Origin of the sequence: Acidothermus cellulolyticus 11B (assembly GCF_000015025.1) — a bacterium.
GTDB classification, from domain to species: Bacteria; Actinomycetota; Actinomycetes; order Acidothermales; family Acidothermaceae; genus Acidothermus; species Acidothermus cellulolyticus.
Window position 1 is genome coordinate 1,331,838 of record NC_008578.1, and the last position, 24,435, is coordinate 1,356,272.

Annotated in this window: 23 protein-coding genes; 19 read left to right on the top strand and 4 right to left on the bottom strand. The window is 68.5% G+C overall.

The genetic code is table 11. The annotated features are described in order from the left end of the window. Positions 1-39 precede the first annotated feature (39 nt). The 12 genes from ACEL_RS06145 to ACEL_RS06195 all read left to right on the top strand — a co-directional run bounded on the left by ACEL_RS06145 (position 40) and on the right by ACEL_RS06195 (position 14,209). Positions 40-1,869, top strand: coding sequence for a sensor histidine kinase (locus tag ACEL_RS06145; protein ID WP_011720030.1), 1,830 nt, complete (start codon positions 40-42; stop codon positions 1,867-1,869). A 7-nt stretch (positions 1,870-1,876) separates the two neighbouring features. Continuing rightward, positions 1,877-2,599, top strand: a complete 723-nt coding sequence (locus ACEL_RS06150) for a response regulator (RefSeq protein WP_011720031.1) — start codon at positions 1,877-1,879, stop codon at positions 2,597-2,599. Positions 2,600-2,840: 241 nt separating this feature from the next. After that, positions 2,841-3,674, top strand: a complete 834-nt coding sequence (locus tag ACEL_RS06155; protein ID WP_011720032.1) for an SDR family oxidoreductase — start codon at positions 2,841-2,843, stop codon at positions 3,672-3,674. 20 nt (positions 3,675-3,694) lie between these two features. Then, the gene (locus ACEL_RS06160) at positions 3,695-5,812 is read left to right on the top strand and encodes an oxidoreductase (protein ID WP_011720033.1); all 2,118 of its coding nucleotides are present in this window, start codon (positions 3,695-3,697) and stop codon (positions 5,810-5,812) included. Between the two features lie 9 nt (positions 5,813-5,821). Next, positions 5,822-7,060, top strand: coding sequence for a beta-ketoacyl-ACP synthase II (gene fabF, locus ACEL_RS06165; RefSeq protein WP_011720034.1), 1,239 nt, complete (start codon positions 5,822-5,824; stop codon positions 7,058-7,060). 80 nt (positions 7,061-7,140) lie between these two features. Further along, entirely contained in the window at positions 7,141-8,088 is a 948-nt protein-coding gene (locus ACEL_RS12340) for a helix-turn-helix transcriptional regulator (protein ID WP_011720035.1), read from the top strand. Between the two features lie 2 nt (positions 8,089-8,090). Further along, positions 8,091-9,080, top strand: coding sequence for a helix-turn-helix transcriptional regulator (locus ACEL_RS12345; protein WP_011720036.1), 990 nt, complete (start codon positions 8,091-8,093; stop codon positions 9,078-9,080). Between the two features lie 261 nt (positions 9,081-9,341). Further along, entirely contained in the window at positions 9,342-9,674 is a 333-nt protein-coding gene (locus ACEL_RS06180) for a hypothetical protein (RefSeq protein WP_011720037.1), read from the top strand. 173 nt (positions 9,675-9,847) lie between these two features. After that, positions 9,848-10,015, top strand: a complete 168-nt coding sequence (locus ACEL_RS12270) for a hypothetical protein (RefSeq protein ID WP_011720038.1) — start codon at positions 9,848-9,850, stop codon at positions 10,013-10,015. Positions 10,016-10,060: 45 nt separating this feature from the next. After that, the gene (gene tatA / locus ACEL_RS12605) at positions 10,061-10,489 is read left to right on the top strand and encodes a Sec-independent protein translocase subunit TatA (protein ID WP_011720039.1); all 429 of its coding nucleotides are present in this window, start codon (positions 10,061-10,063) and stop codon (positions 10,487-10,489) included. Between the two features lie 18 nt (positions 10,490-10,507). Then, positions 10,508-11,344, top strand: coding sequence for a twin-arginine translocase subunit TatC (gene tatC / locus ACEL_RS06190; RefSeq protein ID WP_011720040.1), 837 nt, complete (start codon positions 10,508-10,510; stop codon positions 11,342-11,344). A 144-nt stretch (positions 11,345-11,488) separates the two neighbouring features. Beyond that, positions 11,489-14,209, top strand: coding sequence for a DEAD/DEAH box helicase (locus ACEL_RS06195; protein WP_011720041.1), 2,721 nt, complete (start codon positions 11,489-11,491; stop codon positions 14,207-14,209). Here the strand turns inward: ACEL_RS06195 and ACEL_RS06200 are convergent. Beyond that, positions 14,191-15,165 carry a 5'-3' exonuclease gene (locus tag ACEL_RS06200; protein WP_011720042.1) on the bottom strand — a complete coding sequence of 325 codons (975 nt, stop codon included), beginning with the start codon at positions 15,163-15,165 and terminating at the stop codon, positions 14,191-14,193. The two genes, ACEL_RS06195 and ACEL_RS06200, sit on opposite strands and share 19 nt — an antisense overlap. A 73-nt stretch (positions 15,166-15,238) precedes the next feature. On the opposite strand from ACEL_RS06200, the gene ACEL_RS06205 reads away from it, so the two are divergent. From ACEL_RS06205 to ACEL_RS06220, 4 genes are all read left to right on the top strand, one after another. After that, positions 15,239-16,414 carry an acyl-CoA dehydrogenase family protein gene (locus ACEL_RS06205; protein ID WP_011720043.1) on the top strand — a complete coding sequence of 392 codons (1,176 nt, stop codon included), beginning with the start codon at positions 15,239-15,241 and terminating at the stop codon, positions 16,412-16,414. A gap of 30 nt (positions 16,415-16,444) precedes the next feature. Further along, positions 16,445-17,164, top strand: coding sequence for a CAP domain-containing protein (locus ACEL_RS06210; protein WP_011720044.1), 720 nt, complete (start codon positions 16,445-16,447; stop codon positions 17,162-17,164). Between the two features lie 353 nt (positions 17,165-17,517). Then, positions 17,518-19,131, top strand: a complete 1,614-nt coding sequence (lnt, locus tag ACEL_RS06215; protein WP_169303195.1) for an apolipoprotein N-acyltransferase — start codon at positions 17,518-17,520, stop codon at positions 19,129-19,131. A gap of 10 nt (positions 19,132-19,141) precedes the next feature. Beyond that, positions 19,142-19,915, top strand: coding sequence for a polyprenol monophosphomannose synthase (locus tag ACEL_RS06220; RefSeq protein ID WP_011720046.1), 774 nt, complete (start codon positions 19,142-19,144; stop codon positions 19,913-19,915). 143 nt (positions 19,916-20,058) lie between these two features. Here ACEL_RS06220 and ACEL_RS06225 read toward each other — a convergent pair whose 3' ends face one another. Further along, on the bottom strand, positions 20,059-20,403 hold the full coding sequence (locus ACEL_RS06225) for an RNA polymerase-binding protein RbpA (RefSeq protein WP_011720047.1): 345 nt from the start codon (positions 20,401-20,403) through the stop codon (positions 20,059-20,061). Between the two features lie 112 nt (positions 20,404-20,515). On the opposite strand from ACEL_RS06225, the gene ACEL_RS06230 reads away from it, so the two are divergent. After that, positions 20,516-21,160, top strand: coding sequence for a bifunctional 4-hydroxy-2-oxoglutarate aldolase/2-dehydro-3-deoxy-phosphogluconate aldolase (locus ACEL_RS06230; protein ID WP_011720048.1), 645 nt, complete (start codon positions 20,516-20,518; stop codon positions 21,158-21,160). After that, on the top strand, positions 21,157-22,146 hold the full coding sequence (locus ACEL_RS06235) for a sugar kinase (protein ID WP_011720049.1): 990 nt from the start codon (positions 21,157-21,159) through the stop codon (positions 22,144-22,146). The genes ACEL_RS06230 and ACEL_RS06235 overlap by 4 nt, the downstream gene beginning before the upstream one ends. A 105-nt stretch (positions 22,147-22,251) precedes the next feature. Here the strand turns inward: ACEL_RS06235 and ACEL_RS06240 are convergent, their stop codons facing one another. Then, positions 22,252-22,875: a CGNR zinc finger domain-containing protein gene (locus tag ACEL_RS06240; protein WP_011720050.1), complete on the bottom strand. Its 624-nt coding sequence runs from the start codon at positions 22,873-22,875 to the stop codon at positions 22,252-22,254. A 105-nt stretch (positions 22,876-22,980) separates the two neighbouring features. Continuing rightward, on the bottom strand, positions 22,981-23,610 hold the full coding sequence (locus ACEL_RS06245; RefSeq protein WP_011720051.1) for a hypothetical protein: 630 nt from the start codon (positions 23,608-23,610) through the stop codon (positions 22,981-22,983). A gap of 348 nt (positions 23,611-23,958) precedes the next feature. Between ACEL_RS06245 and ACEL_RS06250 the strand changes: the two genes are divergently transcribed. Continuing rightward, on the top strand, positions 23,959-24,351 hold the full coding sequence (locus tag ACEL_RS06250; protein ID WP_202943331.1) for an iron chaperone: 393 nt from the start codon (positions 23,959-23,961) through the stop codon (positions 24,349-24,351). Positions 24,352-24,435 lie beyond the last annotated feature (84 nt).

The following is a 24,435-nucleotide window of genomic DNA, read 5'->3' on the forward strand; positions in this document are numbered from 1 at the left end:
ATTTCTTCGTACTCGAAAACGCATGCTTGCAATGGAAGGGTGCGAGATTCCCTGCCGGCCGCGGTAGCGCTGCCCGCCCTCTTCGTGGTCTCCCTCCTGTTCGCCGCCTTTGTGGTGGCGGTCGGCGGCCTCCCTGCAGATGCGGTGACCGCGGGAGAAGCGGGGATCGTCGGCTGGTTCTCGTTTCGCAGTCAACCGGCGACCGCGCCGTTGCTCGGACTGTTGGGGTGGTTCTTCGCCGCCTCGTTCTCCGCCCAGCCGTTTGCCGCGATTCACCTCAGCCAAGCGCCCGTCGCGGCCGTCGTCCTGGGCGTGGTGACCTCCACGGCATCCGCGGCAGGAGCTGTGAGGCGCCGGTCCGCATCGAGGGCAACGACGAACGGGTCTGCCGACAGCGCCGACGGGGACGCCGGAATACTGGACGACGTGGCAATGGCCCGATCCGCTGGCACACGACGCCGGCCGCACGCGCTCGCCAGCCTCAGCTGGCGCCGGCAGGTACTCGGCCTGCTTACCAGTGCCGTCCTGCTCCCGATAGCGACGGTCCTATTGACGACTACCGCGCGTCACGCGCTGGCGGACGTTGCGCTCGGCTACCTCCTCGTCGTCCTCGTCGTCACCATGATCGGCGGCGTCTGGGTCGCGATCGCCGCAGCACTGTCGGCAGGCCTGCTCATCAACTGGTACTTCAGCCCACCCGTGCATACCTGGACCATCGATGCGCCCGAGAACATCGCCAGCATCCTGCTCTTCGTTGCGGTGGCGCTCTCGGTGAGCTTTCTCGTCCATCTCTCGGCACGCCGGGCGCAGCTTGCGGAAGCGCGCCGTCGGGAAGCAGATCTGCTGCTGGCGCTTGCGGAGCGGCTGCTGGGCGGGGACGACAGTCCGCAGGCAGTGCTCGACGAGCTGGCAAAGGAGACCGGCAGCCCGGTCGTTCTGGAGGAGCGCTGCGGCGGCACGTGGGTCACGGTTGCGAAAGCTGGTTCTGCGGCAGGGGGCAATGACCCGCAGCACGCGGCGATCCTGCCCGCCGGAGCGGCACTGCGGCTGGTCGTCGGTGTCAGCGCCGAATCGCCGCCGGATCGGCTGCTTCGGGCGTACGCGGCGCAAGCCGCGGCGGCGCTCGAGCGGCAACGCCTCCGCATCCAAGCCTCGCAAGCTGAAGCGCTTGCTGCGGGCAACCGGATGCGCACCGCGCTGCTTGCGGCCGTGAGTCACGACTTGCGCACCCCGCTGGCGTCGATCAAAGCGGGCGTGAGCACCCTTCGCCAGACCGACATCCAGTGGTCGCCGTCCGACGTCGCGGAATTGCTGAGTTCGGTCGACCAAGCAACGGATCAGCTCGACGCGCTCATCGCGAACCTGCTGGACATGAGCCGAATTCACACGGGTGCCGTGCAACCGTTCCTCCGGCCCACCGCCCTCGAGGAGGTCGCCCCGCTCGCGCTGGCGGGTTTGGCGGACGCCGAGCGGGTGCAGCTGGACATTCCCGAGGACCTCCCCCTCATCGCAACCGACCCCGGGCTTCTCGAACGCGTACTGGCGAATCTCGTCGCCAACGCATTGCGTCATTCACCACCGCACCTCCCCCCTGCGGTCGTCGCGCGAATCCGCGGCGAGAAAGTCCGCATCGATGTCGTCGACCACGGCCCGGGGATACCGCCACACGCGCGTGACCGCGTTTTCCAACCGTTTCAGCAACTCGACGACCGACGCGGCGGCGGAGTGGGACTTGGCCTTGCGGTAGCGAGGGGTTTCGTAGAAGCGCTGGGCGGCGAGATTCACGTACTCGAGACGCCGGGAGGCGGTGTCACGATGCGCGTTGAGCTGCCGATATCCGCTTACGTGCCGAGCGACATCGACGCATAGGTGCAGAGTGGCCAGCGTCCTGGTCGTCGACGATGAACCCGCGATCGTCCGGGCATTGCGGATCAATCTCACCGCCCGGGGCTACGAGGTGTACACCGCGTTCGACGGCCGCACGGCCCTGCAGCTCGTCACGGCACACAAACCGGACCTCATGATTCTCGATCTGGGCCTGCCGGACATGGACGGCATCGACGTCATCGGCGGCGTTCGAGGGTGGTCCACCATGCCGATCCTCGTCCTATCGGCCCGCGACCAGGAAGCGCAGAAGGTCAAGGCATTGGACGCCGGCGCTGACGACTACGTGACAAAGCCGTTCGGCATGGACGAGCTCCTGGCGCGACTCCGGGCTTCCATCCGACGGGCCCGCCCGACATCGGCCGAACCGCGCATCATCACTCCGGACTTCACCATTGACCTCGCGGACAAGACCGTGCGCCGCGGCGACGAACCGATCCGGCTGACCCCGACCGAATGGCACATCCTCGACATCCTTGCCCGGCACGCCGGCCGGCTCGTCACCACCCGCCAACTCCTCCACGACGTGTGGGGACCCACCTACCGGAACGAGACCCACTACTTGCGGGTGTACATGGCTCAGCTGCGCCGGAAATTGGAACCGGATCCGGCGCACCCCCGGTACCTGCGGACCGAGCCGGGCATCGGTTACCGGTTGGTGGTGGAGCCGACCCCCGCGGTCGATCCCTCGACCCCGCCGTCCTCGGTGCCCTGACCGGCACACGCGCCTGCGCGCCGCCGGCCTCCCGCAGTGTTTCGTTATGCTGCCACGGACGGCGCCGTCGCGCGCCGCGCCGGATCGCTAGCTCACGGACGGCGGGCCAAGCTGGACGGAGCGCCGGTCACCGGACTGCCGCCCGCCCCCGACTGCACTGGGCGGCGGCCAAGGGGAGCAGAGAACAGACCGCGCGGAGAAGCGGAGAAGACGTCGACGGAAAGAGGCTGCGAGGTCGAGGGTGTCGGAGGAGACGACAGCACACCGCCCGGTAGGTGACTACCGCGGCCGCATTGCATTGATCACCGGCGGATCCCGGGGCATCGGGCGTGCAGTCGCCATAACCCTCGCCACGGGGGGTGCGACAATCGTCCTCAATTACAAGAAGAACGCCGACCTTGCCGAGCAGGTCCGCAAGGAGGTCGAGCAGGCCGGGGGCCAAGCGATCACGGTCGCTGCGGACGTCGAAAATCCCGATGACATCAACCGGCTCTTCGAGACGGCACGCGACGCCTACGGCCGGCTCGACTATTTCGTTTCCAACGCGGCGGCCAGCGCGTTCAAAAACATCATGGACATCCGCCAACACCACCTGGATCGCAGCTTCGCGATGAACGTCCGCGCCTTCGTTCTCGGCGCGCAGCGGGCTGTCGAGCTGATGGATCGCGGCGGGCGCATCGTTGCGCTCTCCAGTTACGGCAGCACCCGCGCGTATCCGACGTACGCGAATTTAGGGGCGGCGAAGGCTGCGATTGAAGCATGGGTCCGGTACATGGCGATGGAATTCGCGCCGCGGGGCATCAATGTCAACGCGGTGAGCGGCGGGCTCATTCAATCGGATTCCCTCGATTACTTCTACGGAATTCCGGGAATGGCGCCGATCGAAACCGTGCTCGCGAAAATTCCGAAGGGTCGTCCCGGCACTGTGCAGGAAGTCGCGGACGCCGTGGAATTCCTCCTCTCCCCGGCGGCTGAGTACATCACCGGGCAGACGCTGGTCGTCGACGGGGGGCTCTCGATCGTCTCGCCTCCGTTCGCTCACGACCTCACCCCGCCGCTTGCCTGGGATGCATAGGCCGGCGCAGTGACACCGTGATGACGATCGACGCTCGCGACTTTCGGCACGTTTTCACGCCCGGCCGCATCGGAACCCTCGATCTTCCACACCGCATCGTGATGGGTGCCATGCACTTGGGCACCGAGACCGGTGACGTCGACGACCTCGTCGCCTTTTATCGGGAACGGGTCGAGGGTGGGGCGGGGCTGATCGTCACCGGAGGAGCCGCAGTCGATCCGTTCGGCGCCGGCGGCCCGGGATACGCCGTCCTCACCCGGGACGCCGACCGCCGCCGGTTGGCGACGCTCGCGCAGCACATTCGCCGCGCCGGTGGACTCCTTGCGCTCCAGCTCTTTCACGCCGGCCGCTACGCGCTCCTGGGCGAGCAGATGCAGCCGGTCGCGCCGTCCCCGGTTTTCAGCCGATTCGCCGGCCGTGAGCCGCGCGCGATGACCGCCGACGACATCGAAGCGACGCTCGACCACTTCGTCGCCGCTGCTGAATTCGCCGCAAACGCGGGCTTCGCGGCTGTCGAGGTGATGGCCTCGGAGGGGTATCTCATCAACGAATTCCTCGCCCCGGCAACGAATCTGCGGGATGACGACTGGGGCGGCGATCCGGAGCGGCGCCGGCGGTTCGGCGTTGAGGTCGCCCGGCGGATCCGGGCCGCGCTCGGGCCCGATTTTCCCCTGATCGTGCGCATCTCGGGCGCGGATCTCGTGGAGGGCGGCACACCTGCAGAGGACGTCGACGCGTTCGCCGCGGCCCTGGTGGAAGTCGGTGTCGATGCGCTCAACGTCGGCATCGGCTGGCACGAGTCACCCGTACCAACCGTGCAGACGGTTGTGCCACACGGGGTATGGCTGCCGATCGCGCGCCGCATCAAAGCCGTCGCCAGCGGTCGACCTGTTATCGCCGGTAACCGGGTGAACCGCCTGGACCAGGCGGAGGCATGTCTTGCCCGCGGCGACACGGATTTCGTCTCGATGGCCCGGCCGTTTCTCGCCGATCCCGGATTGATCGCGAAACATCGCGCCGGGCGGGCGGTCAACGTCTGCATCGCGTGCAACCAGGCGTGCATTGACCGTTCCCTCGTTGACGAGCACGTCTCCTGCCTCGTCAATCCGCGGGCCGGATGGGAAAGGCGCTACCCGACGGTTGCCCGAGACACCGGCCGCGGTCCGGTTGTCGTCGTCGGCGGTGGGCGCGGGCGGGTCGTCGTCGTCGGCGGCGGACCGGCCGGACTGCAGGCGGCCATCCGGCTTGCCGAGCACGGCGTCGATGTCGAACTCTTCGAAGCGGCGCCTGAGCTCGGCGGCCAATTCCGCTTGGCCCGCAACGTCCCCGGAAAAGCCGATTACGGACGGACCATCGACTACTGCGCCGCGCGGCTTGCCGAGCTTGGAGTCGCCGTCCATCTGAACAGCCGGATTGCTCCCGGCGACGTTGCGGGTTTCGGCGATACCGACGCCATCGTCATCGCCACCGGCGTCCATCCACGGCCGCTGCAAATTCCCGGTGCCACGCTGCCGTTCGTTCTCGACTATTCAGCCGCCTTTGACGCCGCCAACCTTGGCCGGCGGGTCGTCATCGTCGGCGGGGGAGGAATTGCGGTAGACGCGGCCCACTTCGCGGCCGCCGCCGGTGACGCGTCGGCAACTGACCGGTTCTGCGCCGCATACGGGCTCGGCCCGATCCTCGGCAGCCCACCGACACCGGAGCCCAGCGACATATCGCATGACGACATACCACGCGAGGTGACAATCGTGCACCGGTCGCGACGGCTCGGCGCACGGCTTGGGCGGTCGAGCCGCTGGGTCGTCCTCGGCGAACTCCGCCACGCGGGCGTCCAGATTCTGCACGGCGCACAGTACGAACGGATCGACAGCTCTGGGCTGCACATCGTTGACGAGAACGGGCACCGCCGGGAACTCCCCGCGGACACCGTCGTGGTGGCCGTCGGTCAGGAGCCGAACAACGACCTCGTCCCGGCAGCGGCCGCGGCAGGCCTCCACTACGAGGTGATCGGCGGCGCCAGGGACGTCGACGGGCTGGACGCCGTCCGCGCATTCGCCGAAGGGCTCGCTGCGGCCGACCGGCTGGCCGCCCAGCTCACCAAGCAGACACCTGCCGGGCCGCCGAGCCCACTGCGATAGCGTTACCGTGTGATCGACGACGTCGTCGTCACCGGAATCGGCGCAATTACCCCGGTGGGACTCAGTCGCGAAGCAACCTGGGAAGCCCTCTGCGCCGGGAGATCCGGAGTCGGCCTCATCTCGTCGTTTGACGCGACTTCTCTGCCGGTTCGGATCGCCGCCGAGGTGCGGGACTTCGACCCGGCAGCGCTGCTCGACGCCAAGCGGCTGCGGCGGACCGCCCGGTTCAGCCAATTCGCCATCGCTGCGGCACGCGAAGCTATTCAGGACGCCGACATCACCATCACTACACGGAATTCCGAGCGGATCGGTGTCGTCATCAATGCGGCGGTCGCCGGATTCGACACCGTTGAGCAGGCCACCCGCCGGTTGGCGGCAAACGCCTCCGCACGGTTGAGCCCGTACTTTGTCGCCTCGTCGTTGACCAACATGCCGGCGTGCGAGGTCGCCATGGACCTCGGCATCCACGGTCCCGTCACGGCGAGCGCACTGGCGTGCGCCAGCGGCCTGTACGCCGTCGTCGAGGGTGCGCGATTGATTCGATCCGGCGAGGCGGATGTCGTCCTCTGCGGGGGGACCGATGCGGCGATCACGCCCGTCATGTTCGCCGGCTTGGCAGCCACCGGAGCGCTCTCCCGCCGGAACGACGACCCGGCCGCTGCGAGCCGCCCGTTTGACGCCGACCGGGACGGGTTCGTCTTCGGCGAAGGTGCGGTCGTCCTGGTCCTCGAATCGGCGGAGCACGCTCGATCGCGCGGCGCCCGTTGCTACGCGGCGTACGCAGGCGGTTCGCTCACCTGCGATGCATTTCACGTCACTGCGCCGGACCCCAGCGCGGAACACGCCACGGCGGCCATCAACCAGGCACTGAAGAGCGCTGGAGTCGCGCCGGCCGATGTGGACTACATTTGCGCCCACGGAACCGGGACGAAGGCCAACGACCGGCAGGAGACCCGGGCGATCCGGCAGGCGTTCGGCGCGACGGCTGACGAGGTTGCCATCAGCAGTCCGAAGTCGATGGTCGGCCATCTCATCGGTGCCGCCGGTGCCCTCGGGGCGATGGTCGCTGTGCTGGCCATCCGCGACCAACGGGTGCCACCGACGATCAACTTGGATACCCCGGATCCGGAGTGCGACCTCGACTACGTCCCGAAGGTTGCGCGCACGATGCTCGTTCACACCGCGATGACGCAGGCATTCGGCTTCGGGGGACAGAACTGCGTAGCCGTCTTCACCCAACCGCGCTGACCGATCCAGCCACGGCTGAGCGAGCGACGGGATCGGCCGAACCGCCCGATCCCACGCCCCCGATCGGCTAACGTCATATCGTGTCGGCACGGAAGACCGAACGGCTGCTCAACCTCGTCATCTGCTTGCTCGCCACCCGTCGCTACCTCACCGCGGAGCAGATCCGCCAAACCGTCGCCGGTTACGAGAACTTGAGCGACGAAGCGTTCAAGCGAAAGTTCGAACGCGACAAGGAGGAGTTGCGCGAGCTGGGAATCCCGTTGGAACTCGGTACGAACAGCGTGTTCGACGACGAGCCGGGTTATCGGATTCCCCGCGACGCCTACCGGTTGCCGGACCTCACCTTCACCCCCGCCGAGCTCACGGCGCTCGCGCTGGCAGCGCGCACCTGGCAACAGTCGACGTTCGGCGCGCCGGCATCCGAGGCGCTGCGAAAGCTTGAGGCGGCCGGCGTTCCGGTGGAGGACGCATTCCCTTCCGGTCTGGACTCCCGCGTGGCCACCCGTGAACCGGCGTTCGGCGACCTGTGGGAGGCTGTCACCTCCCGATCCGCGGTGCGCTTCGATTACCGGACGCCCGGCGCAGCCCGGGAGGTTGAACCGTGGGGTTTGGTCAGTTGGCATGGCAACTGGTACCTCGCGGGGTTCGACCGAGCCCGCGGCGCCGAACGCGTCTTCCGGTTGAGCCGCATCGTCGGCGGGGTCGAACGGATCGGACCACCGGGGAGCGTGACCGTCCCGGACGGCGTCGACGTCCGCGACCTGGTCCACCGGACGGTCAGCGCCGCCGACTCCCCGGAGATCGAGGTCGAGCTGCTTGTCCGGCCGGACGCGGGACTTGCCCTGCGCCGCCGGGCGATCCGCGTCGAGGAACGCCGTGACGGTTGGGATCTCGTCGTCATTCGGCAGCGCGGGTTGGAGCGGCTCGTCGACGAGGTTCTCGAGTACGGCGCCGATGTCGTCGTCGCCGCCCCGCTGGAAGCACGGACGCTGGCGCTCACCCGTCTGCGCGCCTTGGTGGAGGGCTGACCGTGGCGGCCAACTCGACTGTTCACCTGGCCCGGTTGCTCTCCTTGGTGCCCTACCTGATCCGGCATCCCGGCGCTCGGCTCGGGGAGGTTGCGCAGACGTTTGGTGTCACCGAGGCCGAACTGCGGCGCGACCTCAACTTGATCTTTGTCTGCGGCCTGCCCGGCTACTATCCCGATGACCTCATCGAGGTGGACATCGCCGACGACGACACCATCACGATCCGTAATGCGGACACCATCTCCGCACCGCTCCGGTTGACGCGGGACGAAGCGCTTCCGCTCATCGTGGCCCTGCGGATGCTCGCGGATCTCCCCGGACTTATCGACCGGGAAGCCGTGGACTCCGCGCTCGCCAAATTGGAAAGCGCCATGCAAGACGCGGCGCGGGACGCGCCGGTTGCCGTGGACGTCGAAACCGTGCCCGACCCGACGGTCAGCGCCGCCGTGCACGAGGCGCTTCAGCAGCGTCGGCGGCTGCACCTGTCGTACTACGTGCCGTCCCGGGATGAGGTCACCGAGCGGGAAGTGGATCCGCTTCGCGTCGAAGTCGTCGACGGCCGAACCTACCTGGAAGCGTGGTGCTGGCGGGCGGACGCGCTGCGGCTCTTCCGTCTCGACCGGATCGCAGCGGCAAAAGTCCTTGACGTGCCGGCCGAACCGCCGTCCGATATTGCCCCCCGGGATCTCGACGCGGGCCTCTTCCAGCCGGGGCCCGGCGCCGTGGAGGTCACTCTCCGGCTCGCCCCCGAGGCACGGTGGGTCGTCGAGTACTACGCCTGCGACCGGATCGAAGCCGAGCCGGACGGCGGGTTGACGGTCACGCTCCGGACACCGGACACCCGCTGGGTCCGCCGCCTCGCCCTCCGCTTGGGGCAGACCGGCCGAATCCTCGCCCCAGGCGACCTCGCCGCCCAGGTACGCGACGACGCGCGGGCGGCCCTGGAGGCGTATCGGACGCTCTCGCTCGACACACCGACTGACCCGAACTGACGCGAACGGGGAGGGCCGCCGCATCCGCGGCCGGCGGTCGAGCTCACCGGACGCCGCCGCATGCTAAGCAGCCGACGATAGGCCGAGCGGCCGACGATAGGCCGAGCCGGCCAACGATGGGCCGAGCGGCCGAGCAGCTGTGCGCCGTCCAGCCGGTCCTAGGCCAAAAATGGGCCGTCCGGGCTATCCGAATGCCTCCGAGATGTCGTCAAGACTCCGCGGGTGCCTGCCGAAGCGGTTGACACCAGGGAAGGAGTCAAGATGACGACCATCAAGGCCACGTGCCCCACCTGTGGCGAGGTCGAGCTCACCCCCGCCGATCTGAGCCTCATGGTGTGCAACCAAGCGGTGCTCTCGTACTACTCCTTCCGCTGCCCGCGCTGCATCGAGGAAGTACGCAAGCCGGCCGACGACCACATCATTTCGCTGTTGGTGTCCGGTGGGGTGCGGCCGATTCACTGGAGCGTGCCAGCGGAGGCGTTGGAACCGCACCGCGGACCAGCTCTCAGCTACGACGAATTGCTCGATTTCGCCCTCGCGCTCGAACGTTCCGACTATCTCGCCGCGTTAGCCGAGCACGCGTTCCGCGGCTGAGCTGCTACCGGGGAGGCCGTCCCGGAGGGCGGATGGGCGACGCGGCCGGCAGAACGGCGCCGCCGGCTGATCAACGGACGTCGAATCGCCGTAGCCGGACACGCAGCTGCCCGCCGGGCGCGTGAATGTACCGCACACACACTTGCCTGCCGGACACGTGATGCAATGACCTCGTGAGCTTCTTCGGCTGGGCCATGGTCTTCCTCGGACTCTTCATCCTCGCCGGCGCAGTGGCCGCCCTGCTGGTCATCCGGCTCTGGCGGACGGTGAAGGCCCTGCTGCGTGACGTCGCCGACCTTGCCGCGCGGCTCACCGGCTCGGCGGCAGGTGACAGGGCGTAGCATGAGGTTTCGAATCGTCAACACGTTTCCCGAGGGGTCGTCATCATGAAAGACCCATTAGTCTGGGTGATCCTCGCCGGTCTCGCCCTCGTGCTCTTCGGCGCGAAACGGCTGCCGGACGCCGCACGCGGGCTCGGTCGATCACTTCGCGTCTTCAAGGCCGAAGTCAAGGGTCTCACGGAGGACGATCGACCTCAGCAGGCCGCGGCACCCGGCGAGCTCCCCACCGCTCAGGCGCCGTACCAGCCCGGTTACCCACCCGCCGGATACGGGCAACCGCCGGCTGCGGGTAGCGGGACGCCGGGCTATCCGCCGGTCCCTACTGCGGGTAGCGGGACGCCGGGCTATCCGCCCGTCCCGCCGCCGGGCACACCGCCGGCACCGCCTCAAGGCTGGGCGCCGCCGGCTCCGTACGCGCCGGTTCCACCTGCGGGCGAGGCGCCGCCGGCTCAAGGGCAGCAAGCGCCGCACTAGCAGTCTGGGGTTCCGCCAATGGCTCGCCGGCGTGACCCCGAGGGGCGCATGCCGCTCGGGGAACACCTCCGCGAATTGCGAGCCCGCATTCTCAAGAGCCTGCTGGCCATTCTCGTCGGCGCCGGTGTCTCGTACGCATTCTTCAATCCGATCTGGTCGATTCTGCGGCGGCCGTACTGCCAAGTCCATCAGCCGCACAGCATCGCAACGACCGCAAACGGCTGCGGCGACCTCGTCTTTTCCAGCGTTTTCGACCCGATTATTTGGCATCTGAAAGTGGCCGCGATCGGCGGCATCCTGCTTGCCTCGCCGATCTGGCTGTACCAGCTCTGGGCCTTCGTCACACCGGGATTGCACAAAAACGAGCGGCGTTACGCTTTGCAGTTCGTAGCAACCGCCGTTCCGCTCTTCTGCGGCGGCGCGACCCTCGCGTACTTCGTGATGTCGAAGGGTCTGCAGGTGCTCCTCAATTTCGCACCGGCGGGAACGGTCAGCCTCATTTCCATCGACCATTACCTCACGTACATTCTCGCCATGCTGCTGATTTTCGGCCTGTCGTTCGACATCCCGCTTCTCGTCGTACTGTTGAACCGGATCGGCATTCTCAGCTACCGGCGACTGGCCAAATCCCGGCGGATTTCGTATTTCCTGGCGTTTGTCTTCAGCGCGGTGGTCACACCGTCGGGGGATCCGTTCACGATGCTCGCCCTCGGCGTACCGCTCGTCGTGCTCCTTGAAACCGCCACCCAGATCGCCCGTATTCACGATGCCCGCAAGGCGCGGGCGCCCGCCGCGACGGCGTACGCGCACCTGTCCGATGATGAGCCGTCGCCGCTGGATCTCAGCACCGGTTGACGGATGCCGGCCTCAGCGGACGCCGGCCTCAGCGGAGGCCGGTCTTGACGGACGCCGGCCTCGGCGCACGCGGGCCTTCCCCTCAACAACTGGGCGCGGATTCAGCGACGACCGCCAGCCTGCTGCCACCCGTAGCCTGGAAGTGTGACAATCGGCGAGATCACCTCCCCCTCCCCGGCGCAGCGGTATGCGGCCGCCCGCCGCCGCGCGGCCACGCCGCGTTTCACGGAATTCGCCGCGGGTTACGACTTTCCGCTCGACCCCTTCCAAGTGGAGGCCTGCCGGGCGTTGGAGGAGGGAAAGAGCGTCCTGGTCGCAGCGCCGACCGGCGCGGGAAAGACCGTGGTCGGCGAATTTGCCGTGCACCTTGCGCTCGCCGGCGGCGTGAAGTGCTTCTACACCACGCCGATCAAAGCCCTGTCCAACCAGAAATATCTCGACTTCGTCCGTCGTCACGGGCCGGACCGGGTCGGCCTCCTCACCGGGGACAACACGATCAACGGTGAGGCGCCGATCATCGTGATGACCACCGAAGTGCTGCGCAACATGCTCTACGCCGGGTCGTCAACCCTGACCGGGCTCGGCTACGTGGTGATGGACGAGGTGCACTACCTCGGCGACCGATTCCGCGGGGGAGTCTGGGAAGAGGTCATCATCAACCTCCCCGAGTCGGTGCGGTTGGTTGCGCTCTCCGCGACTGTCAGCAACGCCGAGGAGTTCGGGGAGTGGCTGATCACGGTACGAGGGGCGACCGAGGTCATCGTCGACGAACACCGGCCCGTGCCGCTCTGGCAGCACATGCTCGTCGGTCACCGGCTCTTCGACCTTTTCGTCGAGGTGGACGGCGAACGCCGGGTCAACCCGCACCTGATCCGCGCCACTCAGGAGGCCGCCCGCCGCCGGCAGCTCGCCGAGACGCGGCGACACCGCTCCAGGCAGCACGGTCGCCGGCGGCCGACGGCAAGCCGGGTGGAGATTGTCGAACGGCTCGACGCGCAGGGCTTGCTCCCCGCGATCATCTTCATCTTCAGCCGGAACGGTTGCGACCAGGCCGTTGAGGAGTGCCTTCGCAGCGGGCTGCGGCTCAACCGCCCGGAGGAAGCCGACGAGGTTCAGGCAATTGCCGAAGCGCGGGTCGCTGGGATCGCCGACGGCGACCTGCGCGCGCTCGGATACGGCACGTGGGTCGAAGGGCTGCGCCGCGGGATCGCCGCCCACCACGCCGGAATGCTGCCGATCTTCAAGGAGACCGTCGAAGAACTCTTCGCCGCCGGGCTGGTCAAGGTTGTGTTCGCCACCGAGACCCTGGCCCTCGGCATCAACATGCCGGCCCGGACCGTCGTCCTGGAACGCCTGATCAAGTGGAACGGTGAGGAGCACACCCCGGTGACCCCGGGTGAATACACGCAGCTCACCGGCCGAGCCGGACGGCGGGGCATCGACGTCGAAGGCCACGCGGTGGTCTGTTGGGCCGAGGACGTCGACCCTGGCGCGGTAGCCGGACTCGCGTCCCGGCGTACCTACCCGCTGCGGTCCAGCTTCCGGCCGTCGTACAACATGGCCGTCAACCTGGTCGGCCAGGTGGGCCGCGAGCGAGCCCACGCCCTCCTGGAAGCGTCGTTCGCCCAGTTCCAGGCCGACCGGGCGGTCGTCGGCCTGACCCGCCAGATTCGGCGCAACGAAGCAACCCTCGCCGAGTACCAACGGGCCATGCAGTGCCACCTGGGCGACTTCGCGGAGTACGCTGCACTGCGCCGCGAATTGTCCGACGTCGAAGCCGCCGCCAGCCGCGAAACGGCCCAGCTTCGGCGGGCGGCGGCCGCCGAATCCCTGCTCCGGCTCCGCCCCGGGGACATCGTGGCCCTGCCGATGGGACGCCGCGGCGGGCTCGCCGTCGTCCTGGACACCGGACTCATCGGGGGAGAAGCCCGGCCGGTGGTGCTCACCGAAGAGCGGCGGGTCAAACGGCTCACCGTGGTCGACGTACGCGGCCCGATCGAACCGGTCGGACGGCTGCGGATTCCGCGGAGTTTCAACCCGCGCAGCGCCGCTGACCGGCGGGATTTGGCCGCCGGCCTGCGGTCGCGGCAGCGTGACGGCGTCCTGGCAGCCCATCGGGAGCGCCGGACCGCGACGGGCTACGAGGAGCGCATCGCGGACTTGCGGGCTGCGCTGCGCCGCCACCCCTGCCACGGCTGCACCGACCGGGAGGAGCACGCCCGGTGGGCGAACCGCTCCTGGCAACTGGAACGGGAGATTGAGACGCTGCGCCGCCGGGTCGAGGGCCGGACCGGCAGCCTTGCCCGCACCTTCGACCGGGTCTGCGACGTCCTCGGCGACCTCGGCTATCTCGCCGGCGAGGACGTGACCGAGGACGGCCGCCGCCTTGCCCGGCTGTACACCGAGCTTGACCTGGTCGCCGCCGAGTGCCTGCGCCGGGGCGTCTGGTCAGGACTTACGCCGGCGGAGCTGGCCGGGGCGGTCGCCGTCCTGGTGTACGAACCCCGGGAAGATGAACCGGCGGTGGTGCGGTTGCCCGCGGGCCGGCTCGCCGAGGCGTGCGCTCGCACGATCGACGTCTGGCGTGACCTTACCGAGGTGGAGCAGCGGCACCGGTTGAACTTCCTCCGCGAACCGTCACCGCGGTTCGTGACCGCCGCCTACCGCTGGGCCCGCGGCGCCGATCTCGAAACGATCCTCGTCGAACAGGACATGTCGGCGGGCGATTTCGTCCGCTGGACGCGGCAACTCGTCGATCTTCTCGGCCAGATCGAGCAAGCCGCGGACGGGGACCTGCGTGCGGTTGCGGCGGCGGCGGCCGGGTCGCTGCGCCGAGGGGTGGTCGACTACACGCCGGTCGCGTGAGACCGCGCTGCTCCCGTCGCGTGGCCGAGCGCGTTGAGCAGCCGGTGCACCGGGCCGGCGAGGCCAAGCTCATCGGCCAGGGCGCCAAGGTCGGCCGCAGGCCGGACGCCGCTCACCGGAACGGGCGCCGTATCGATCGGCACGTCCCGGCGTACGGTGACCACGATGTGCGCAGCAGCCAGGTAGGACGCGGCGGAACTGATGCGCTCCCGCAGCCGGGCCGGGACGTCCGCTGACCCAGCCGCGCACGCGGCGAGCAGCGCATCGACGCTGCCGAAGGTTCGCAGCAGCCGGGCCGCCGTCTTCTCACCGACCCCGGGTATGCCGGGCAGCCCGTCGCTGGGATCGCCGCGGAGCATTGCGAAATCGGCATAGCTGGACGCTGGGACGCCATACCGGTGCCGCACGTACCCGTCGTCGACGACTTCTGCGTCACGCACCCCGCGCTGCACGTACAAAACGCGGACCGGCTTGGCATCGTCCACGACCTGAAAAAGGTCACGGTCCCCTGTGGCGATATCGACCGGTCCCGGGTGCCGGGCGGCAAGCGTCGCGAGGGCGTCGTCGGCTTCGAAGCCGGGAACCGCGACGACGGCAATGCCCAGCGCCTGAAGCACCTTCGGAATCAGCGGAATCTGCACCGCCAATTCCGGCGGAACGATTTCGGAGCCGTCCGACGCCGCTCGATGCGCTTTGTAGGCGGGCAGAGCGGCAACCCGGAACGCCGGCCGCCAATCCGGATCCAGGCACACGGCAAGAAACTCCGGTTCTGACAAGCGAATGAGCGTCACGAGGGCGTCCAGAAGACCGCGGACGGCGTTGACCGGCGTCCCGTCCCGCGCGGCAAAACGCTCCGGGACGCCGTAAAAAGCGCGGAAATACAGGGACGCCGCGTCGACCGCCAATAATTTCCCAACCGGCGGACGCGGCGGAGCGGTGGACGGTGATGACACCATTCCGTCAGCGTAGATGTGCCGCTTCAGGGTCTGCGCGTCGACTAGCGTTGAGATCGTGCGTGTGGTGCGCGACATGCCGTCCCCCGAGAGCGAAGAACTCCTGCACGTTGTCACCGACATCGCCGCCCGCGAATTGCGGCCACGGGCAGCCGAGGATGAACGAAACGGCCGTTTTCCCCGCGACATTTTCCGGCTGCTCGGCGGGATTGGGCTGCTCGGATTGCCGTACCCCGCCCGCTACGGCGGCGGAGAGCAACCCGCCGTCGCATACCTGCAGATTCTCGAAGAACTCAGCCGGGCGTGGCTCACGGTCGGCCTCGGCGTGAGCGTCCACCTCCTCGCCTGCTACCCGCTTGCCCGCTTCGGCACCGACGAACAGCGCGACCGATGGCTCCCTGCGATGATCGGCGGCGGGCTGCTCGGCGCGTACTGTCTCTCCGAGCCGCACGCCGGGTCGGACGCCGCCGCGCTGCGCACCCAGGCTGAACCCACCGCGGCGGGCTACCGCCTCTCCGGGACGAAGGCGTGGATCACGCACAGCGGGCACGCGGATTTCTACACCGTGATGGCCCGCACCTCGCCGGACCGTGACCACGGCATCAGCTGCTTTCTCGTATCCGCGGACGCACCCGGCCTCCAGGCCGGCGTCCCGGAACGGAAGATGGGGCTTCGCGCCTCGCCAACCGCGCAGCTCCATCTCGCCGACGTTGTCGTCGAGCCAAGCCGGCGGATCGGGGCCGAAGGGGAGGGACTCCGCATCGCCCTGGCCGCGTTGGACGTCGGCCGGCTGGGCATCGCCGCGTGCGCCACGGGCCTCGCCCAGGCGGCGTTGGACGCCGCCGTCGACTACGCGGCACAGCGGCACCAGTTCGGCCGTCCGATCCGGGAATTCCAGGGGGTGGCCTTTCTGCTGGCCGAGATGACCGCCGCGGTGGCAGCGGCGCGTGCGACGTACCTGGCCGCGGCCCGAAGCTTGGACGCGGGTCGGGTGGTGACCCGCGATGCGGCGATCGCCAAGCTGATCTGCAGCGACACCGCGATGCGCGTCACCACCGATGCCATCCAGATCTTCGGTGGTGCCGGGTACGTCGAGGACTACCCCGTGGAGCGGTACTTTCGGGAAGCCAAAGCCCTGCAGATCGTCGAGGGGACGAACCAGATTCAGCGCCTCGTCATCGCCCGGACGCTGGGCCGCGACACGGCGGACGACGTCCCGACTGGACATCCCCGCCGGATTACGGCAGGGTAACGACAGCACCGTCTCCGCGGAGGACCACCTGTGCTGCGCCGTCGCCTGCTCGCCCGGTTCGCTCTGACCGCCGCTACGGCGTCCGCATTGCTCGCCCTGCCGCTGGCTGCGACGAGCCGTGCGGACAGCGCCGGCACTCTGGTCACCCTGATCGAGCAGGCCCGCGCCAACGCGAACCTCCCGCCGCTCGCGGTGCGTTCCGACCTGACCGCGGCGGCGCAGGCGCAAGCCAATCGCATGGCGGCATCGCACACCCTGTACCACACACCGAACCTCGGATCGGTGATCTGCTGCTGGCAGAAGATCGGCGAGAACGTCGGCGAGGGCGGCTCGGTCGTCGTCGTCCACCAGATGTTCATGAGCTCAGCGCCGCATCGAGCGAACATCCTGGACCCGGCGTTCCGCCAAGTGGGTATCGGCGTGGCAGCCGACGGCTCCGGCACGCTTTGGATCTCAGAGATCTTCCGGGCACCGCTCGGCGCGCCCGCGAACCCCCCTCCGACCTCGCATCCGTCCTCTGGACCGGTGACGTCGGTCGCGCCCGCGGTAGTCGCCGCGCCACCCGCCACCCCCGCGCCACCCGCCACTCCGGCGCGCGTGCCGCCGCACGCCGTCTCTCGGGACGTGCCCGGCGGACGTCCGGCGCTCGTCGCGGCGCCCTACCTGACCCGGCTGGCGGCGGTCATTGTCGTCGGCGGCGACCCGGTCAGCCGGCTCCTCGATTTCGCCCTCCGCGCCGCGCCCTCCTGACCTGCGAAGACACGCGTTTTCGCAGGTCAGCGTGGCCTTGACAGCAGCGGGAGATGACGCGGTAAGTTCACGAGCCGACCACCGAGCACTGCCCGGATGTCGTTCGGCCACCGTCACGGTGCCTGCTCACCAACCCGGGTCGGCGCGCCAGCGCCGAGACCAGGCCCGGGCAGCCGAGCACCGGGGCCAGACGAGGGGGGTGCGATCTGCAGAAGGGCCGGACGTCCAGTAGACAACGGCGATTCTCTGACGGCCAGTGAGAGACCGCCGGTCCGAAGGGCGTCCGGCCCTCGCCGTGCCACCGGCCGTACTCTTGCCGATGTGTCAGACGTTTCCGCGATCGGATGACGCCGGTGGCCCCAGACCCGGTCATCGCCGGACTGGCCACTCTTGCGCGCCGGAATGCACGCCACCACCCGGCCGGCGGGCGACGCCGGTGGGAGCGGTTCGCCGCTGAGCTGCTCCTTGGCGCCGCCGCTGGCGGCGTGCTCTGGACGGCGTTCCCGCCCGTCGCGTTCTGGCCGTCAGCGCCGATCGCCGTTCTGGTGCTCACCCTGGCTATTCGGCGATCAACAGCACCGAGATCGTACAGCGATCGGCTCCTCCGCCGGATCGGCCGGGCCGCCGGCGTCGGGTTCATCGCCGGTCTTGCCTTCTTCGTTCCGTTGCTCAGCTGGCTGACCACCGTCACGCCGCTCGCCTGGCTGGTGCTCGCCGTCGCCGAGGCCGGGTACTTCGCCGCCTTGGGCGCAGCACTGGCGTCGATCCGCAGACTGCCGGGCTGGCCGGTCTGGGCCGCCTGCCTGTGGGTCGCCGAAGAGCTGATCCGGGACCGCTGGCCGCTGGGCGGCTTCACCTGGGGACGGCTCGCGTTCAGCCAACCGGACACGCCGTTCACCGGGCTCGCCGCACTCGGGGGTGCGCCACTCGTCTCCTTCGCCGTCGCCGTCACCGGCGGTCTGCTCGCCTGGGCGTTCGTCGCCTTCCGGAACCGAGCGACGACGTCTGCCATCGTCGCCGTCCTCGTCGCTGCCGCGATTCCCGCTCTCGCCACCGGGATTCCGCGTCCGACGAAGGGAACCCGATTGCAGGTCGCGGTGATTCAGGGCAATGTGCCGCATCCCGGCACGCACTTCCTGGGTCGAGCCCAGCAAGTGCTCAACAACCATCTGCGGGAAACCGCGGTGCTGGAAACCGGGGTACAGGACGGTCGGTGGAGGGCACCGAATCTGGTCATCTGGCCCGAGAACGCCTCTGACGTCGACCCCCTCCAGACCGCATCCGCCCGGACGGCGATCCAACAGGCGGCCGACGAGCTCGGGGTTCCGCTCCTCGTCGGAGCGGTCGTGGACGCCGGCCCGGATCACCTGCGCAACGAGGGCATCGTCTGGCAGCCGCGGACCGGTCCTGCGGCGTCGTACGCGAAACGCCACCTGGTGCCGTTCGGCGAGTACATCCCGTGGCGTGGGCTGGTCTCGCATCTGACGAGCCTCGTCAACCTGGTGCCGTGGAATTTCCTGCCGGGACATGGGAACGGCGTCCTCGACACCGGCGCAGCCCGGTTGGCGGACGTGATCTGCTTCGAGATCGCCTTCGACGACACGGTACGCAGCGGCGTGGTCGGCGGCGGGCAGCTCATCGTCGTGCAGACCAACAACGCGACGTACATGCGCACCGCCGAGCCCGCACAGCAGCTGGCGATGTCCCAGCTGCGTGCCGTGGAGCACGGCCGGGCGGTCGTCGTGGCGTCCACGAGCGGGATCAGCGCGGTCATCAGTCCCGACGGCCGCGTCGTCGCCCGGACCGCCCAGTTGACGCCCGCGGTCCTGGACGAAACCGTGCCGCTACGCTCAACACTCACCGTGGCGGACCGGCTGGGCGCGGCACCCGAGTGGGTGCTCGGCATACTCGGCCTACTGGCCGTGCTCATCGGTCTCGTCACCGAGAGGCTGCGCCAACGGGAGTAGAGGGAGCATCGTGGACATCGCAGATCTCGGCCGAATCCTCGTCGTCATACCGACCTACCAGGAGCGGGACAACCTCCCGGGGGTCGTGGCCCGGGTGCGCGCTGCCGTGCCGAGCGCGGACATCCTGATCGCCGACGACAACAGCCCGGACGGCACCGGAAGGCTGGCCGACGAGCTTGCCGAGCGCGATGCGCGGATTCACGTCCTGCACCGGCCCGGCAAGGCGGGTCTCGGTGCCGCGTACCTCGCCGGTTTCCGTTGGGCGCTGGACCGCGGTTACCAGGTGGTCGTCGAAATGGACGCCGACGGCTCACACCGTCCGGAGCACCTGCCGGAAATCCTCGCCGCCCTGACGGACGCCGACGTCGCTCTCGGCTCCCGGTGGGTGCCCGGGGGAGCAGTGGTGAATTGGCCCAAATCCCGGGAAGCCCTGTCCCGTCTGGGAAATGCCTACGCCCGAACGGTTCTGGGCATTCCGGTCCGTGATGCCACCGGCGGCTTCCGGGCCTACCGGGCGAACGTGCTGCGAGCCATTCCGTTGGACGACGTCCGGTCGCAGGGCTATTGCTTCCAGGTCGACCTTGTCCTCCGCAGCATCGAACACGGGTTCCGGGTCGTCGAAGTCCCGATCACGTTCGTCGAACGCGAGCACGGTGCCAGCAAGATGAGCCGGGCCATCGTCGCTGAGGCGCTCTGGCGGGTGACCGTTTGGGGTGTCCAGCGGCGGCTCGGACTACGGTCAACCCCGGCGCGACCCGCCGTCCCCGATTCGGTCGGGGGCTGACTCACGCGACGACGCCCGCAACCACCGACGCCCGGTATGCGCGCCTCCGACGGCCCACCGGGGCTATGCCGGCCCGGTCGCACCGCGCCGCGCCGGGGTTGGCCGGCTCGCCGGGGCTGGCCGGCTCGCCGGGGCTGGCCGGCTCAGGACGACGTACCGCGGCTCTTGCGCAGTTCGGCGAGGCGCTCCTGCAGCAGAGCCTCCAGCTCGGGGATGCTGCGCCGTTCCCGGAGCATGTCCCAGTGGCTGCGGGCTGGTTTCGTCTTGGGCGCCGGGGGAGGCCCGGTGTCCTCTCGCCGCGCGCTCGCCCCGCAGAACCGGCACTCCCAGACCGCAGGGACCTGAGCATCAGCGGCGAACGGCACCTCCAGCTGGTGACCGTTGGGACAGGTGTACTTTGCGATCTGACGCTGCGCCGGCTCAGTCCCCTCGTCGTTCTCGTAACTCACGGCGCCCAAACGGCTACCTCGCAGCGCTCGCTCCGCCATCGTGCCTCCTTCGGATCGACTCCGCGATCCGTTTCCAACACCGCTGTGTCTTCCAGCATGCCCGATCCCGGTAGGGTAGGGGACTGCCGCCTCCCGACCCGCCAGGACGCCGATGACCAACCGCCCGACCCTGCCGCCGCAAATCCGTCAGACACAGGTCATCGCCATCATCCGGGGAAACGACGTCCGACGCCTCAGCGCGGTGGTCGACGCTCTTTTGGACGGCGGGCTGCGCTGCGTCGAAATCACGATGACCATACCGGACGCTCTCGGCGTGCTTCGCGACATCGTCGCTGCCGTCGGAGACCGGGCATGTGTCGGCGCCGGTACCGTCCTTGACACCGACCAGGCGAGAGCGGCCCTGGACGCCGGAGCCCGATTCCTAGTCGCTCCGTGCCTGGTGCCGGAGGTCATGACGGCCGTACCTGCGGATGTCCCGGTGATCCCGGGCGCGTTCACAGCCACGGAGATCCTGGCCGCATGGCGTTCCGGCGCGGCCGCTGTGAAGGTGTTTCCCGCGGCCACCGGCGGACCCGGCTATCTGCGGGACATCCGGGGACCGTTGCCGGACATTCCGCTGATCCCAACCGGCGGGATCGCGGTTGGCGATGTTGCGGCGTATCTAGCCGCCGGCGCGGTGGCCGTCGGATTGGGTGGGAGTCTCCTCGGCGACGCACTCGCCGGTGGCGATCTCACGGCGCTCAAAGGCCGAGCCGCCGAGGCACTCGCAGCAGCTCGGTGCGCGAGGTCCGGATGACGGCAATTGAGGTGCCCACCACAGCCGCGTCGGCGGGGGCTGTCGAGTTCTGCACCATCGGGGAGACCATGGGGTTAATCGGCGCGACCGAGGTCGGGCCCCTCCGCAATGGTGCGTTGATGCGCCTGGGGCTGGGCGGCGCGGAGTCCAATGTGGCTATCGGCATCCGCCGGCTCGGTCATTCGGCCGCCTGGATCAGCCGGGTCGGTGACGATCCGCTCGGTGCGCTGATCGTGCGTGAGCTGCGTGCGGAGCAGGTGAACGTGGACTACGTCCGGGTCGACCCCGGAGCGCCGACTGGTCTCATGATGAAAATTCAGCGGACGGCGGCGGCGTCCGAGGTGCATTACTTGCGGAAGGGGAGTGCGGCAGCTCACCTCGCACCAGCAGACGTGCCAGCGGAGGTCGTCAGTCAGTCACGCATCCTGCACGTCACCGGTATCACGCCAGCACTCAGCTCCTCGGCACACGCTGCGATCCGGACCGCGGTGGACATCGCGAGGAACGCGGGCGTAACGGTGAGCTTCGACGTCAATCTGCGGACACGGCTCTGGCGAGACGCGGATCCGCGGCCGGTGCTGCGCGAGTTGACGGCGCTGGCCGACGTCGTCTTTGCGTCGGAACACGAAGCGGAGCTGCTCGTGACGGCCACGGATCCGGTGGAGGCCGTCCGAGCGCTCAGCGACCTTGGACCTCGTACGGCGGTGCTCAAGCGGGGAGCACAGGGCTACGTCGCGTATGTCGACGGGGAAATTTTCCACGACACGGCCATTCCGGTACCCGTTGCTGACACTGTCGGCGCCGGTGACGCGTTCGTTGCAGGATTTCTGGCCGGTGTGCTTGACGATATGCCGGCGTCCGAGGCACTGTCGCTGGCGAATTACTGCGGGGCACTCGTTGTTGCCGCCGTCGGAGATTGGGAAGGGCTGCCGACACATGCTGAGATAGCGGAATTCCGCGCTCGGCGTGACGCGGTGTCCCGCTAGCCGGCAGAATGCAGCGGACACCCGAACGGCCTGAAGCGGCGCTCGTCCCCACGACGTGTGCCAACGCCTGATTCTTTCCGGCAGTTCAACGGGAGACGCCGTCCGTCAATCCTGTCGTGAAAATCCCACGGCGTCATTGAGCCGGTGCCGCGCGTAATACCGGCCGACCCGGGTGCGATTTCCACAAATACTCGCCGAACACCAACGTCTCCTCGCATGCGTTGCGGCAAAAAGGAGCGTGCAGTCCGCGGCGGCGCATTCACGTACCAGAACGGCAAGGGGACTGGCGAGAAACTCCACCGTGGCTTCGGCGAGCGCGGCCAACAATTGCGCTTCCGGCGAGCCGATACGCGCAGTGTCGACGCGCACGCCGTCGTCCCAGGAAAGCTGCGGAAAACTCGGCGCCGCACGGAGCAGCTCATTTACCGCCTGCATGGCATCGGCCGGAAGCCGGTCACCAAAGCGGGCGGCGTCAACCAGGGTCTGCACGTGGCCGCGTAACGCCCGGACGCGGTCAAGGGTCCGCGCGGTGACCGTGACGACGGGGAGCCGGTCCGCTTCCGCGAGCAGCCACTCCTCCAATCCACCCACCGAGGCCAGCACATCGCCGGCCTCACCGGCGGCGCTGCGCGCGGTGTTGACAAGGTCAAGCGGCAGCGGTTCGCCGATGAGCGGACTGACGATCCGTGCGGGCATGTTCGGTAATGGTACGCCGACCAGTGCTCGCATTAAAGAGCCGCTGGGTAAGAGCCGCCGTCTGGGGCGCTGCCAGCGACGTCGCGGCGCAGGGTCGACCCGGTTGCCCCTAAGGCAGGGAGCGTTGGCGCTGCGCGTTCAGCGGTGCGCGCGCAGTCGGGACAGACCAGCGATTCCCACTGTTATGCAGGCTGCCGCCAAGCCGATCAACGCACCGAAGATCGCCCCTTCAACCGCCGCGAACGGCGACGTCGGCAGGTAGGTGCGCACACCGACGATAAATCCAGCAATCGCCCCAAGAACCGCGCCGACGGCGAGTCCCGCGACGAGGACGTCGCTCACGCTCCGCGGCGGTCGACTCACGGTCTGCCGCAGTTGGACGAGCCGGTTTGCGGGGAGTGCCTGCGCGCCAAAAGCGACGAGGGGTCCGACAAGAACCGCAGCAACGATACCGACGAGGACGAGCGCCACTTCGACCGCGACCGGCACGTCAATGGGACCGCGGTAGAACTCGGCCGCTAGGAGTTCCGCGACCGTGGCGAGCAGGCCCGAACCCAGTTGTGCCGCCCGCTTCGACGTCGTCCGTGCCGCGATCGCGCCGAGAATTCCCCCATTCAACGCGCCGATAACAATTCCCGCCAGCGCGCCTTCGGCCGCTCCAGCTGCCGTCCCGACAAACAACCAATGCACCGAGCCGGCGATGCCTCCGAGTGCCGTGCCGATACACCCAAAGCTTGCGATACCTCGTGCGACGGTGGCCTTGCTCATCACGGCCTCCTCCCAGTCGGAGCATGCACCTCGATCATAACGGTCGCCGGTGGAGTGGTTCGACAGCGTGATGCAGCAGAACGCGAATTCTCATTACCGACAGGGGAATGCGCGGTGCCAGTACGTGAAATTCACTTTCGCGCGGCGACGAAAACCCAGACGCGCCCGGAACGGGAACATTACCCCGAAGAACCCTTGCCACGTCGTCCGCCGGCCTGGCGCCGTCCGTGCCGCGTGGTAGCCTCGCGCCTATCGACGAGGCGAATACGGAGGTCCGCGGTGGCTGGCTCACGATCACGAGGACGGACCGAGGAGACCGGCAGGTGGACCGCGGAGGAGCGCCGTGCGATGAAGGAACGCGCGGCGGAAATCGCAGCTGAGCGCGCCGGAACCGCAACGCCGGCCGAGCAGGAGGCGGCTGTGCTCGCCAAGATAGCCGAGCTGCCGGAGGGCGACCGTGCGATCGCTGAAGACCTCCACAAACTCATCCGCGAATTCGCCCCGACGCTCACGCCTCGGCTCTGGTACGGCATGCCGGCGTACGCAAAAGACGGCAAAGTGCTCTGCTTCCTGCAGCCGGCGTCCAAGTTCAAGGCGCGGTACGCGACCCTCGGTTTCAGTGACGCCGCGCAGCTCGACGACGGCCAGATGTGGCCCACGAGCTTCGCGTTACGCCAGCTCGGCGACGCCGAAGCCACCCGGATCCGTGAGCTGCTCGCCCGAGCCCTCGGAACTGCTTGATCTCGGCGAAGGAAACTCAACCGCACTGCGCCGATAAGAGACATTATGTCAACTAATTCGGATTTCCGGACGTTGACCTCGACC